General features: G+C 76.5%; 12 protein-coding genes and 1 tRNA gene. 3 read left to right on the top strand and 10 right to left on the bottom strand.

What is annotated here, in order from left to right:
* The 5 genes from FA014_RS04400 to FA014_RS04380 all read right to left on the bottom strand — a co-directional run.
* Positions 1–1935 (bottom strand): FtsX-like permease family protein (locus FA014_RS04400; RefSeq protein ID WP_154728486.1); only part of this gene is annotated, 1935 nt, incomplete at its 3' end.
* Positions 1932–2723, bottom strand: a complete 792-nt coding sequence (locus FA014_RS04395; protein ID WP_154728485.1) for an ABC transporter ATP-binding protein — start codon at positions 2721–2723, stop codon at positions 1932–1934. The genes FA014_RS04395 and FA014_RS04400, both read right to left, overlap by 4 nt.
* 143 nt (positions 2724–2866) lie before the next feature.
* Entirely contained in the window at positions 2867–3538 is a 672-nt protein-coding gene (locus FA014_RS04390) for a response regulator (RefSeq protein WP_154728484.1), read from the bottom strand.
* A complete protein-coding gene (locus FA014_RS04385; RefSeq protein WP_154728483.1) occupies positions 3535–4797 on the bottom strand; it encodes a sensor histidine kinase in 1263 nt (420 codons plus the stop codon). The genes FA014_RS04390 and FA014_RS04385 overlap by 4 nt, the downstream gene beginning before the upstream one ends.
* Positions 4798–4819: 22 nt before the next feature.
* Positions 4820–4891: transfer RNA gene (locus FA014_RS04380), tRNA-Gln, on the bottom strand.
* Between the two features lie 165 nt (positions 4892–5056).
* Between FA014_RS04380 and FA014_RS04375 the strand changes: the two genes are divergently transcribed.
* A complete protein-coding gene (locus FA014_RS04375; RefSeq protein ID WP_195969166.1) occupies positions 5057–5737 on the top strand; it encodes a TetR/AcrR family transcriptional regulator in 681 nt (226 codons plus the stop codon).
* An 11-nt stretch (positions 5738–5748) separates the two neighbouring features.
* Here the strand turns inward: FA014_RS04375 and FA014_RS04370 are convergent, their stop codons facing one another.
* The gene (locus FA014_RS04370) at positions 5749–6135 is read right to left on the bottom strand and encodes an SdpI family protein (RefSeq protein WP_154728481.1); all 387 of its coding nucleotides are present in this window, start codon (positions 6133–6135) and stop codon (positions 5749–5751) included.
* A 119-nt stretch (positions 6136–6254) separates the two neighbouring features.
* Here FA014_RS04370 and FA014_RS04365 point away from each other — a divergent pair, with 119 nt between their 5' ends.
* Positions 6255–6788 carry a MarR family winged helix-turn-helix transcriptional regulator gene (locus FA014_RS04365; RefSeq protein ID WP_154728480.1) on the top strand — a complete coding sequence of 178 codons (534 nt, stop codon included), beginning with the start codon at positions 6255–6257 and terminating at the stop codon, positions 6786–6788.
* 151 nt (positions 6789–6939) lie between these two features.
* Here FA014_RS04365 and FA014_RS04360 read toward each other — a convergent pair whose 3' ends face one another.
* The 4 genes from FA014_RS04360 to FA014_RS04345 all read right to left on the bottom strand — a co-directional run bounded on the left by FA014_RS04360 (position 6940) and on the right by FA014_RS04345 (position 11355).
* Positions 6940–8103 carry an ABC transporter permease gene (locus FA014_RS04360; RefSeq protein WP_154728479.1) on the bottom strand — a complete coding sequence of 388 codons (1164 nt, stop codon included), beginning with the start codon at positions 8101–8103 and terminating at the stop codon, positions 6940–6942.
* A complete protein-coding gene (locus FA014_RS04355) occupies positions 8100–9038 on the bottom strand; it encodes an ABC transporter ATP-binding protein (protein WP_154728478.1) in 939 nt (312 codons plus the stop codon). The genes FA014_RS04360 and FA014_RS04355 overlap by 4 nt, the downstream gene beginning before the upstream one ends.
* A 134-nt stretch (positions 9039–9172) precedes the next feature.
* Positions 9173–9931 (bottom strand): response regulator, encoded by a 759-nt coding sequence (locus FA014_RS04350; protein WP_154728477.1) that lies wholly within the window; start codon positions 9929–9931, stop codon positions 9173–9175.
* Entirely contained in the window at positions 9928–11355 is a 1428-nt protein-coding gene (locus tag FA014_RS04345) for a sensor histidine kinase (RefSeq protein WP_230322860.1), read from the bottom strand. The genes FA014_RS04350 and FA014_RS04345 overlap by 4 nt, the downstream gene beginning before the upstream one ends.
* 74 nt (positions 11356–11429) lie before the next feature.
* On the opposite strand from FA014_RS04345, the gene FA014_RS04340 reads away from it, so the two are divergent.
* Positions 11430–13241 carry an ABC-F family ATP-binding cassette domain-containing protein gene (locus FA014_RS04340; protein WP_154728476.1) on the top strand — a complete coding sequence of 604 codons (1812 nt, stop codon included), beginning with the start codon at positions 11430–11432 and terminating at the stop codon, positions 13239–13241.
* Positions 13242–13276: the final 35 nt, after the last annotated feature.

Below are 13276 nucleotides of genomic sequence, written 5' to 3'. Positions count from 1 at the left end.
GCCTCGCGGCGCGGGCGGCGTGAGGCCGCCGGCCGCCGGACGGGTCGCGCGCACCGCGGCGCCCACGGGCAGCGTCAGCCCGATCAGCGCCACGACCGCCACCAGTCCGCCCAGCACCGCCGGGTCGACGACCGGCACCGGCACCCCGAGCAGCCCCTGCCCCACGCCGAGCAGCGCGGGCAGCACCGCGGCCAGCCCCACGGCGACGGCGGTCCCGGTGATCAGCGCCGACTCGGCGGCCACCATCCGGATCAGCTGCGCCCGGGTCGCCCCCGTCCGCCGGAGCAGCGCGAGCTCCCCGCGCCGGCTGCTGACGAGCGCGACCAGCGCGTTCCCGGCGGCGACCGCGACGAACGCCAGCAGCGCGAGCAGCAGCGCGGTGGACAGCCCCTGCTCCCCCGCGGCGGCGTCCCGCACCGTCCGGGCGTAGCCGGCGGGGTCGGTCACGTCGAGGCCGGTCGCGGCGACGGCCGCCCGGACGTCGCCCGCCGCGGCCGGGTCGTCGGCCCGGACCAGGAGCACGCCGCCCTCGGCGCCCGCGGCGACGGCGGAGCCGGACCCGATCAGGTAGTCGCCGAGCCCGAGCCCGCGCTCGTAGACGGCCACCACGGTCAGCTCCACGGTGTCCCCGCCGACCCGCACCTCGACCGGCTTGCCCAGCCCGGTGCTGCCGAGCGCGGCCTCGCTGCTGACGGCGATCGTGCCGTCGCGGTCCAGGTCGTCGAGCGAGCCGGTCCGCACGCCGGGATCGAGCAGCGTCGACTCCGCCGGCACCGTGCGCAGCGTGGCCGGCTCCCAGGACAGCCCGTCGAGGAACGGCATGTCCTCGTCCTCGGCGTCGACCCGGACCTGCGCGGGCACGCCGGCGGTCACCCCCGCCGCGGCGACGCCGGGCAGCGCGGCGACCTCGTCCGCCCGCGCCTGCGGCACCCCGGCGGGCGCGCCGGGGTCCTGCGCCACGACGTCGGCCACCACCCCGTCCCGCACCTGCTGCTCGGCGGCGTCGACCACGGCCCGGTTCACCCCGGCCTGGACGGTGCCGAGCGCCAGCAGCAGCGCGAGCGGCAGCACCGCGCCGGTCAGCCGGCGGGAGAACCCGCGGGCGTTGGTCAGCGCCAGCGTCGGCACGGCGCTCGACCCGCGGGTCAGGCGCAGCCCGCGCTCGGCGCCCCACCGCACCAGCAGCGGCCCGACCAGGGCGGCTGCGACCAGCAGCACGATCGCGGAGGTCGTGGCGGCCGCGGCCCCGCCGATCCCGGGGAGGACGAACGGGACCAGCGCGGCGACCAGCCCGGCCGCCGCCAGCACCACCGCCGTCACCGCGCGCGTCCGCGGGATGCCCCGCGGCTCGACCGCCGAGCGCTGCACGGCGCTCGCCGGGCTGAGCCGCGCGCTCTCCCGGCCCGCCAGGCGCGCCCCGAGCAGCGCGGTCGGCACCAGCAGCGCCAGGGCGCCGAGCACCGGCCACGGCGACAGCGCCGGCGAGTACCCGACCGGCGCCACCCCGCCGGACACGAGCACGCCGGACAGCAGCGGGGCGAGCAGCAGCCCCGGCACCGCCCCGAGCGGCGCCGCGACCGCGAACACCAGCAGCACCTCCGCGGTGACGAGCTGCCGCACCTGCCCGGTCGTCGCGCCGACCGCGCGCAGCAGCGCGAACTCCCGGGCCCGCGGCCGGAGCGCCCCGGCGAACGTCGACGCCACCACCAGCAGCGCGATGAGCACCGCGGTCCCGGCGAACGACGAGGCCACGGCGAGCAGCATCGACGCGCCCGGGTCGTCGGCGGCGCCGGCCGCGAGCCGGACACCCGCCTCGACCCAGACGCCCGTGGCGGTGAGCAGCGCGGCGGCGAGAGCGACGACCAGCGCGCTGCCCGCCAGGCTCCCGCGGTGCACCCGGACGGCGGACCGGGCCATCGCCCCGACGGCGCTCATCGGCCCAGCTCGATCATCCGGGCCGTGACCTGCTCGGTCGTCGGCGCGTCGAGGTGCCCGGCGATCAGGCCGTCGGCGAGGAACAGCACGCGGTCCGCGGCGGCGGCGACGTGCGCGTCGTGCGTGACCAGCACCAGGGTCTGCTGCAGGGTCTCCGCGGTCGAGCGGAGCACCTCGAGGACCTGGCCGCCGGTGTGCGAGTCGAGCGCGCCGGTCGGCTCGTCGGCGAACACCACCGCCGGCCGGGTGATCAGCGCGCGGGCGATCGCGACGCGCTGCGCCTGCCCGCCGGACAGCTCGCCGGGCAGCCGGTCCTCCATGCCCTCCAGGCCCACGGCCGCCACCAGGTAGCGACGCAGGTGCGCGTCGGGCGCGCGGCCGCCGAGCAGCAGGGGCAGGGCGATGTTCTCGGCGACCGTCAGGTGGCCGACCAGGTTGTACGCCTGGAACACGAAGCCGATCCGGTCCCGGCGCAGCCGGGTCACCGCGTCCGGCGACAGCGCCGTCAGGTCGGACCCGCCGACCACGACGCGCCCGCTGGACGGCCGGTCCAGGCCCGCCGAGACGTTGAGCAGCGTCGACTTGCCCGACCCCGACGGCCCCATGACCGCCGTGAACGAGCCGGGCGCGAGCGCCAGGGAGACGCCCGCGAGCGCCGCGATGGTGCCGCTGCCGTTGGGGTAGGAGCGGTGGACCCGGTCCAGCAGGACGGCCGGCTCGGCCGCCGTCGGGGGCGGGGTCGGGGTCGGCCCCGCCGCGCTGGTCGGGGTGGGTGCGGTGGCGCTCATGGCGGCCTCCTCGTCTCGGGTTCTCACGTCTCCTCGACGCTACGAATCCGGGACCCGTCCCCTCCAGACGCCTGCGACGGAACCCGCGGGCCTGCACCCTTCGACGCAACCGGTCCCCCGCACGGCGGACGACGGCCGGCCGGTCAGCCCTCGTCGGGGACCGCGACCACCCGGTTCTGGTAGGCCCACACGACCGCCTGCAGGCGGGACCGCACCCCGAGCTTCGGCATCATCCGGGCGAGGTGCGACTTCACCGTCGACACCTCGACGACCAGCTCCGCGGCGATCTCCTCGTTCGACATCCCCTGCGCCAGCAGCCGGAGGATGTCCTGCTCCCGGGCGGTGAGCACGTCCGCCCCGCGCTGCACCGTGACGGGCTGGAGCCGCCGCCGGTCGGCGAACTCGCGCAGCACCCGGTGGGTGAGCGCCTGGTCGAGCGTGCCCCGGCCGGCGGCGACGTGCCGGACCGCCCGGACGATCTCCTCCGGCTCCGCGTCCTTGAGCAGGAACCCGGACGCGCCCGCCTCCAGCGCGCCGAACACGTAGTCGTCCAGGTCGAACGTGGTCAGCACGAGGACCGGCACGGGCCGCTCGGCCTCCGGGCCGCACAGCTCGCGGGCGACGCTGATGCCGTCGCGGCCGGGCATCCGGACGTCGAGCACCGCCACGTCCGGCGCGGTGCTGCGGGCCAGCGCGAGCGCCTCGTCGCCGTCGGCCGCGACGCCGACCACCTCGAGGTCGGGCTCGGCGGCGAGCAGCGCGGACAGGCCGGCGCGCACCAGGGGCTGGTCGTCGGCGATGAGCACCCGGGTCACGGGGCGTCCTCCTCTGCTCGGGGTTCGCGCGGCAGGACGAGTCGGACCTCCCAGCCGCCGTCGGGCGTCGGCCCGTGCCGCAGGTCGGCGCCCACCAGCTCGGCGCGCTCGCGCATCCCGCGCAGGCCGTGGCCGCCGTGCTCGGACGGTACCGGGTCGCGGCCCGGGGGGCCGTTCCGCACGGTCAGGACCACCGCGTCGGCGGCTCGGGCGTCGACCGTCACCCGGCACGCGGCCTCCGGCGCGTGGGCCCGGGCGTTCGCGAGCGCCTCCTGCACCATCCGGTAGCCGGCGAGCTGGGCGAGCGGGCCGACGCCGGCGCCGGGGTCGGCGTCCCGCGGGAGCACCTCCAGGGTGACGCCGTCGCCCACGAGGTCCGGCACCGCGGCGAGCGTCAGCGCGGACGTCTCCGCCCCGTCGTCCTCCCGGAGCAGCCCGACCAGGCGCCGCAGGTCGGCCAGCACGACGCGGCTCTGGTCGCGCACCTCCCGGACCCCCCGGCGCGCGGACTCGGGGTCGGTGCCGATCTGCCGGTCGATGGCCGAGGCCATCAGCGCGATGCCGGACAGGTGGTGCGCCGCGATGTCGTGCAGCTCGCGGGCCATCGCGGTCCGCTGCTCCGCCAGCGCCGTGCGGACGCGGGCCTCCTGCTCCCCGGCGAGGGCGCGCAGCTCGCCGGCCTGCGCCTCCCGCACGGCGCGCCGCGACGACACCACCAGGGCGGGCACCAGCCCGAGCGCGACGACGGCGACCGCCTGCGCGGCGGCGGCGAGCACGACGAGCGGCGTCTCCGAGGCGTCGACGGCCCCGGCGCCCGAGACCGAGGACGCGACGGCGAGCAGCACGACGGCGGCCACGAGCGCCCCGCGGACCCGGGCGAGCGGGACGGCGACCACGGCGCGGTAGACCGCGACGACCACGGCCAGCGTGAGCAGCCCGGACGCCGCCACCGCCGGCCCGCCGCCCGCCACCGCCACGAGCAGCGGGACGGCGGCGACACCGAGCAGCGCGCGGCCCGGCGCGACCCGGGCCACGGCGACCGCACCCGCCTGCACCGCCAGGGCCACGACGGCGAGCCACCAGACCGGCGCACCGACCGGCGGCGCGGGGTCCGGCTCGGCCGGCTCCATCGCCGCGAGGGCCGGCAGCGCGAGCAGCCCGGCGACGCCGAGCACGAACGTGACCCCGGCCGCCACGAGGTCGGCGCGCCGGAGGGCCGCCCGGCCCCGGGCGGCGGCGGACGCGGGCGTCACGGGCACGTCGGGCATCGTCGCACGGCGGCTCCGCCCCCAGGATTCGAACCCGGACCTCAAGGCTCCAAAGGCCTGCGTGCTGCCGTTACACCAGGGCGGACCGCGGGGCGTCCGGGCGTCCCGGCGCCCGCGCGTCGGCCGCCAGTCTGCCAGCCCGGCGGCACCCCCGGGCGCCGCCGCCCTCCCCCCGGGTACGCCCGGCGCCTGCGAGGATGGGTGGATGACCGACGACCCCCGTCGCGTGGCCCGCACCACCCGCGCCCGCATGACCGCGACGCAGCGGCGCGCGCAGCTGCTGGAGGTGAGCCGCCGGCTGTTCGCCGAGAAGGGCTTCGAGGGCACGTCCGTCGAGGAGATCGCCGCCCGCGCGGAGGTGTCGAAGCCGGTCGTGTACGAGCACTTCGGCGGCAAGGAGGGCATCTACGCCGTCGTGGTCGACCGGGAGATCCAGGCGCTCACCTCGGCGCTGTCCGACGCGCTAGACGAGGGCGGCCACCCCAAGGTCATGGTCGAGCGGTCGGCGCTCGCGCTGCTCGGGTACATCGAGGACTCCGAGGACGGGTTCCGGATCCTGGTGCGCGACTCCCCGGTGGCGCAGGCGACCGGGACGTTCTCCTCCCTCATCGGCGACGTGGCGACGCAGGTCGAGCACCTGCTGGCGGAGCAGTTCACGCGGCAGCACCTCGACCCCCGGACCGCGCCGATCTACGCCCGGATGCTCGTGGGGATGGTCGCGCTGACCGGGCAGCACTGGCTGGACGCGCGCAGCCCGAACAAGGCCGACGTCGCGGCGGCCCTGGTGAACCTGGCGTGGAACGGGCTGTCCGGGCTGGAGCGCCGCCCGCAGCTGTCGACCGCGCCGGAGCCGCGCAGGCGCGCCGCGAAGCCGCGAGCGGCGACGGACGCCGCCGCACCCGCGGGCCCCGGCACGCCGGCGGACGGCTGACGGGCAGCCGCTCAGGACGGCCCGCGTGCGGCACCGGTCGGGACCCCGGCCGCGAGCGCCCGCTCGATCCGGACCACGCACCACGCGGACGTGCCGAGCAGCGGCCCGAGCGCCAGCACCACGCTCGCCGCCTCCCACACCGGCAGCCCGGCACCGCCCGCCGCGAGCGCGCCGAAGGCCGCCAGACCCGCCGCGCCGTACCACGCGCCGGCCCGCCGCCACACCCACGCGCACTCCTCCTGCGCGAACCGCCAGCCCTCCTCGGTCCGGCGGGAGCGCGGCGTCCGGTACCCGACCCAGGCGTTCGGCCCCTGCCGGGCGGCGAGGCGGAACAGCGGGTGCGCCGCGACCATCAGGGCCGGTCCGGCGAGCCCCGCCACCGCCAGGAACAGCCGCACGCGTGCCACCTCCCCGCGGGCCGGACCCCCGCCGGGCGCCGCACCCACCAGACCACCGCGGGCGCCGCGCGACCGCCAGGGTCCGAGGTCCCGGGCACCCGTCGAGTACCCTCGCCCGCATGTCGGCAGCCGAGTCCCCCGCGCACCCGGACGCGTCCGGGGCCCGGGACGAGGTCGACCGGATCGTCGAGGCCTGGGCCCGCGAGCGCCCGGACCTGGACGTCGCGCCGCTGTCGGTGCTCTCCCGGGTCACCCGGCTGTCCCGGCACCTCGACCTGGCCCGCCGGCAGGCGTTCGCCCGGCACGGGCTGGAGCCGTGGGAGTTCGACGTGCTGTCCGCGCTGCGCCGCGCCGGCGCGCCGTACCGGATGTCGCCCGGCTCCCTGCTGACCCAGACCCTCGTGACCAGCGGGACGATGACCAACCGGATCGACCGCCTGGCGTCCCGCGCGCTGGTCGAGCGGCTGCCGTCGCCCGACGACCGCCGCGGCGTGCTGGTCAGCCTGACGGACGAGGGCCGGACCCGGGTGGACGCCGCGATGTCGACCCTGCTGGAGATCGAGCGGGACCTCCTGTCGTCGCTCCCGGCCCCCGAGCGCGATCGCCTCGCGGACCTGCTCCGCACCCTGGTCGCCCCCTTCGACACCCCCTGACGCCCGCCCCTTCGCGCCCCCGCCGAGACGGCAGCTCGGCTGCGTGGCGGGCCCCGCGCAGAGCCGAGAGCTGCCATCTCGGCAGGCCCTGCACGCGGCGACGCGCGCGGCACCCCCTCCTGCGGGTGCCGCGCGCGTCGTCCGGCGGGTGTCAGGCGGCCTTGGTCAGGGCCTCGGAGAGCTTGACCCGGCGGCCGGTGCGCAGGACCGAGCGGGCGTAGATCCGGGCGCCGATGCCGGTCACCAGCACCGCGGTCCCCGCGAGGATCACCAGCGACACCAGCGGCTCCCACCAGGACGCCTCGCCGAGGAACAGCCGCACCGGCATCCCGACCGGGGCGCTGAACGGCACGTACGACATGATCGTCAGCACCAGGTCGTTGTCGTTGAAGAAGATGACGCCGAAGTACGGGATCATCACGAGCATCATCACCGGGGTGAGCACCGGGCCGGTGTCCTCGACGCGGGAGACGAGCGAGGCGGCGGACGCGAACAGCGCGGCCAGCAGCACGAACCCGACGAGGAAGAACAGCACGAACCAGGCGACCGGCGCCCCGATCATCCCGAGCAGGTCGTCCTGGCCGGTGACGACCAGGCCGACGACGGCCACCGCGGCGATCGCGGCGATCTGGCCGACCGCGAGCACGGTGTTGCCGAGGATCTTGCCGGCGAGCAGCGCCCGCGGCGGGACGGTCGACAGCAGGATCTCGACGATGCGGGACTGCTTCTCCTGCACGGTGTTCTGCGCGATCGTGCTGCCGAACGTCATGGCGGCCATGAAGAACGCGATGCCGAACACGAACGAGACGAGGTAGCGCAGGCCGTCCGAGGTGCCGGACTCGTCGAGCAGCTCCACCGGCGGGGTCACCGCGAGGGCGTTCATGACGCCGTCCGGCGCGGAGTCGAGGCCGACCACGACGACGCCCAGCAGGTTGTCCGCGTCGTCGTCGGGCAGGACGGCGGCGGACACCTCCTCGGACTCCACCAGCGCCCGGGCCGCGTCGGGGTCGGCGGCCTCGACCGCCTCCAGCCCGTCGACGTCCTCGATCACGGCGGCGGTCTCCGGGACGACGGCGACCTTGGTGTCCCCGCCGCCGAGCCGGTCGCCCAGCACCGAGGTGAGGATGATCCCGCCCAGCACCAGGACGAGCAGCACGGCGGTCGAGATGAGGAACGACTTGCTGCGGACCTGGGTCGTGATCTCGCGCTCGGCGACCATGAGCGTCGCCTGCACGGTGCCCGGGGCGGCGGGCCGGCCGGCCGACGCGGGCCCGGACCCGGGCGTGTTCGACAGCATCGGGGTGCGCCGGCTCATCGGACGGTCTCCTTCGACTTCGTGGTGGTGGGCGCGTCGTCGTGCCGCTCCTCGTCGCGGACGATGTCGCGGAAGATCTCCGCGAGCCGCGGGCGGACCGGGGCGAACTGCTGCACGGGCGCGGCGTCGAGCGCGGCGCGCAGGACCCGCTGGGCGGTGGTCTCGTCGGACTCGAACAGCGCGTAGCCGCCGTCGAACTCGACGACCTGGACGCCCGGCTCGGTGCGCAGCCAGCCCATGTCGCCGCCGGAGGTGATCTCGTAGCGGGGCGCGGCGTGCTGGGCGCGCAGCGCCTCCTTCTCCCCGGCGGCGCGGATCTTCCCGCCCGCGATGACGACGACGTCGTCGCAGAGGCGCTCGACGACGTCGAGCTGGTGCGAGGAGAACAGCACCGGCACGCCGCGGGACGCGTATTCCTGGAGGACACCGAGCACCAGGTCGACGGCCATCGGGTCGAGGCCGGAGAACGGCTCGTCGAGCACCAGCACCTCCGGCTCGTGCACCAGCGCGGCGGCGATCTGCGCCCGCTGCTGGTTGCCGAGCGACAGGTCGTCGACCGGGTCGGTCAGCCGCTCGCCGAGCCCGAGCTTCTCGAGCAGGTCGCGGGCCTTCTCCGTCGCGGTCCGGCGCTCGTAGCCGTGCAACCGCGCCAGGTAGGTGATCTGCTCCAGCACGTGCATCTTCGGGTAGAGGCCGCGCTCCTCGGGCATGTAGCCGAACGCGCGGCGGCGGTCGTCACCGAGCGGGCTGCCGTCGAGGGTCACGGTGCCGGAGTCCGGCGTGAGCACCCCGAGGATGATCCGCATCGTCGTGGTCTTGCCGGCGCCGTTGCCGCCGACGAACCCGGTGAGCTTGCCGCGCTCCACCGAGAAGCCGACGTCGTCGAGCACCAGCCGGTCCCCGAAGGACCGGTGGATCCCGTCGAGCTGCAGCATGTCGTCTCCTGTCGTGACCTGTGGCGGACCTGTCGTCCGCTGTGGTCAACGCTAGGAGCACCCCGTGCCCCGGCACCTCGGCCGCCGGGCGGAACTTGCCGGGCGGCCGGGCCTCCGTCCCGGGGTGGAGGGGGTCAGTCCGTGAGCCCGTTCTCGAACGCGTAGACGACGGCCTGCACCCGGTCCCGGAGGCCGAGCTTGGTGAGCACGTTGGACACGTGGGTCTTGACGGTGGCGCGGCCCAGCACGAGCTCGGCGGCGATCTCGTCGTTGCTCAGGCCCCGCGCGACCAGGCGCAGCACCTCCAGCTTGCGCTCGGTCAGCCCCGGGACGGACGGGGCACCCGGGGCCCGCCGGGCGGCCGGCCCGCTCCCCCCGGCGGCGGAGCCCTCGCCCACCACCGCCCGGGCGATGACGGCGCGGGTGACCTCGGGCGACAGCAGGGCGTCCCCCGCGGCGACGGCCCGCACGGCGTCGGCGAGCTGCTCGGGCCGGGAGTTCTTCAGCAGGAACCCCGCGGCGCCGGCCCGGAGCGACTCCAGGAGGTAGTCGTCGCGGTTGAACGTGGTCAGCACCAGCACGCCGGCGGTGACGTCGGGGTCGGCGGTGATCCGGCGGGTCGCCTCCAGGCCGTCGACGCCGGGCATCTGCACGTCCATGCAGACGACGTCGGGGCGCAGGGACCGCGCGAGCGCCACGGCCTCGGCGCCGTCGCCCGCCTGCCCGACCACCTCGATGTCCGGCTGCGCGCCGAGGATCGTGGCGAGCCCGGCGCGCAGCAGCGCCTGGTCGTCGGCGAGCACGACCCGCACCGGGTGGTCGGGGCCGAACGGCACCTCCGCCGCCTCGTCGGTCCCGGTCGTGTCCCACCGCACCGCGTCGGCCCCGGTCATCGTGCCCCTCCCGTCCGCGGTCCGAGCGGCACCCGCGCCCGGACCAGGTAGCCGCCGCGTCCGCGCGCGCCGGTCTCCAGCGTGCCGCCGTCGGCGGCGACCCGTTCCCGCATGCCGACCAGGCCGAGCCCGCCGGACGTCCCGCGGCGCAGCACCCGGCGTGCCCCCGTCCCGTCGTCGGCGACCTCCAGCTCGACCGCGTCGGCGTCGTACCGCAGCCGGACGTCCACCTGGGCGCCGGTGCCGGCGTGCTTGCGCACGTTGGTCAGCGCCTCCTGGCAGATCCGGTACAGGTTGAGCGAGGTCAGCGGCGGCACCCGCACGGGCTCGCCGATCACCTGGAACCGCGCGGTCAGCCCGGTGTCCGCGGCCTGCTGCACCAGCTCGGGCAGCCGCTCGACGGACAGCGAGCCGACCGCGGAGGCGGCGTGCGTCTCGGTCCCGGACTCGCGCAGCGTGCTGAGCAGCCCGTGCAGCTCGTCGACCGCCTCGCGCGCCGAGTCCTCGACCTGCTCCAGCGCGAGCGCGGCCTGCTGCGGGTCGGAGGCCTGCACCGTCCGCGCCGCGGCGGCCTGCACGCCCATCATCGACACGTGGTGCGCGACGGCGTCGTGCAGCTCCCGCGCCAGGCGCAGCCGCTCGATGGCGACGGCCTGCTCCTCGACCCGGCGGCGCTCGCCGACCAGCAGGCGGCCGCGGTGCTCGGTGCGGGCGCGCTCGCGCGCGGCGTTCCACGCGTGGTCGCCGAACCACCACGCCCCGGCGAAGTACAGGATGTTGGTGAGCAGCTGGATCAGCAGGTACGCCACCAGCGGGGAGAACGCCCCCGCGTTGGAGAAGCCCTCGATGCCCTCCGGGTCGGTGACCGCCTGGAACATGGCGACCAGCAGCCACACGAACATCGCGACGACGATCCCGGCGCGCACCCACAGCGCCCGTGCGCGGTTCCGGTCCCACGCGCCGACCGTGTAGAGCGCCATGAACAGGGCGATGTTGGCGAACAGCGTCTCCGGGACCCGCAGCTCCCCGACGAGCACGAACGCGGCCGCGACCACGACGGCGACGACGGCGGGCTGCCGGCGGCGCACCGCGAGCGGCGCGGTCACCGCGAGCACGCACAGCACCGCGACCCAGCCCTCGGCGGGGTCGTCGTACATGCCGGCCGTGCGCCCCAGGGCCAGGCTGAGGATGCCGCCGACGAGCAGGGCCGCGGCGAGCAGCACGTCGTAGCGCCGCTGGTCCGCGGTGATCGGTGGCCGCCCCCAGCCCGGGGCGTCGGGGTCGGCGGGCACGTCGACGGCGGAGGCCGCCGAGCCGCCCGGGGCGGCGGGGTCGCCGGGGCGCGCCGTCCCGGGGCGGGGCGGGTCGAGGCGGTTCACGTCGGGGACGTCGGCCGTGTCGGGGTCGCGGTCGAGCGGCTGCACGGGTGCCACCGTAGCGGGACCGGGCCGGGACCCCCGGCGCGGGCCGGGCACCGCGCGCGTCCTACGCTTGCGCGATGGCCCACCTGCTCGGCGGCGAAGCGCTGCACCTGTCCTTCCCGACCAAGAACGTCTTCGACGCGGTGACCGTGGGCCTCAACGAGGGCGACCGCGTCGGCGTCGTCGGCCGCAACGGCGACGGCAAGTCGTCCCTGCTCGCGCTGCTGGCCGGGCGCCTGACGCCGGACTCCGGGCGCGTGACCGTGCGCGGCGGCGTGCGGATCGGCGTGCTCGACCAGACCGATACCCTCGACCCCGCGCTGACGGTCGGGGCCTCGGTCGTCGGCGACCGCGCCGAGCACGAGTGGGCCGGCGACCCGAAGGTCCGCGACGTCGTGTCCGGCCTGGTCGGCGACCTGCCCTGGGACAAGCTGGTCGGCGACCTGTCCGGCGGGCAGCGGCGCCGCGTCGCGCTGGCCGCGCTGCTCGCGGGCGACGACGACGTGCTCATGCTCGACGAGCCGACCAACCACCTCGACGTCGAGGCGGTCACCTGGCTCGCCCGGCACCTGAACCGGCGCTGGTCGTCGAACGCGGGCGGCCTGCTGGTCGTCACCCACGACCGGTGGTTCCTCGACGAGGTGTGCACCGCGACCTGGGAGGTGCACGACGGGATCGTCGAGCCGTTCGAGGGCGGGTACGCGGCCTACGTCCTGCAGCGGGTCGAGCGGGACCGGATGGCCGCCGCCTCCGAGGCCAAGCGGCAGAACCTCATGCGCAAGGAGCTCGCCTGGCTGCGCCGCGGCGCCCCCGCCCGCACCTCCAAGCCGAAGTTCCGCATCGAGGCCGCGAACCAGCTCATCGAGGACGTGCCGCCGCCGCGCAACTCCGTCGAGCTGTCCCAGATGGCCACCGCCCGGCTCGGCAAGGACGTCGTCGACATCGAGGACGTGTCCGTCTCCTACGGCGCGCACGAGGTGCTGCGGGACGTGACCTGGCGCATCGCGCCGGGCGAGCGCACCGGCGTGCTCGGGGTGAACGGCGCCGGCAAGTCGACGCTGCTGGGCCTGGTCACCGGCGCCGTCGCGCCGACGACCGGCCGGGTCAAGCGCGGCAAGACCATCAAGGTCGCGACGCTGACGCAGGAGCTGGCCGAGCTCGCGGACATCGCGGACACCCGGGTCAACGACGTGATCGCCCGGTACCGGACGTCCTACGTCGCCGGCGGCAAGGAGCTGACCCCCGGGCAGCTGCTCGAGCGGCTCGGGTTCACCGCCGTCCAGCTCCAGACGCCGGTCAAGGACCTGTCCGGCGGGCAGCGGCGCCGGCTGCAGCTGCTGCTCATCCTGCTCGACGAGCCGAACGTGCTCGTCCTCGACGAGCCGTCCAACGACCTGGACACCGACATGCTCGCCGCCATGGAGGACCTGCTCGACACCTGGCCGGGCACCCTCCTGGTCGTCTCGCACGACCGGTACCTGCTCGAGCGCGTCACCGACCAGCAGTACGCGGTGCTCGACGGGCACTTCCGGCACGTGCCGGGCGGCGTCGACGAGTACCTGCGGCTGCTGGAGCGGTCCCGCGCCGGTGCGGGCGCCGTCGCCACCGGTGCGCCGACCGAGTCGTCGGGCGCGGTGGGCGGCGAGGTCGCGCCGTCGGGGCTGGACGGGGCGGAGCTCCGCGCCGCCAAGAAGGAGCTCGGCGCGCTCGACCGGCGGATCTCCAAGCTGACCGGCCAGATCGAGGCGCTCGAGAAGAAGATGGCCGAGCACGACCCCGCCGACTACGTGGGGCTCACCGCCCTCGGGACGGACAAGGCCGCGCTCGAGGCCGAGGTCGCCGAGGTCGAGGAGAAGTGGATGGCGCTGGCGGAGGCCGTGGAGGGCTGACCGCCGGGGCCGCGGGGGTCGGTGAGCGGACGCCG

Origin of the sequence: Cellulomonas hominis (assembly GCF_005239125.1) — a bacterium.
Taxonomy (GTDB): Bacteria; Actinomycetota; Actinomycetes; order Actinomycetales; family Cellulomonadaceae; genus Cellulomonas; species Cellulomonas hominis_A.
Note: the sequence above shows the minus strand (reverse complement) of the source record. Positions and strands in the feature narration are given on the sequence as shown.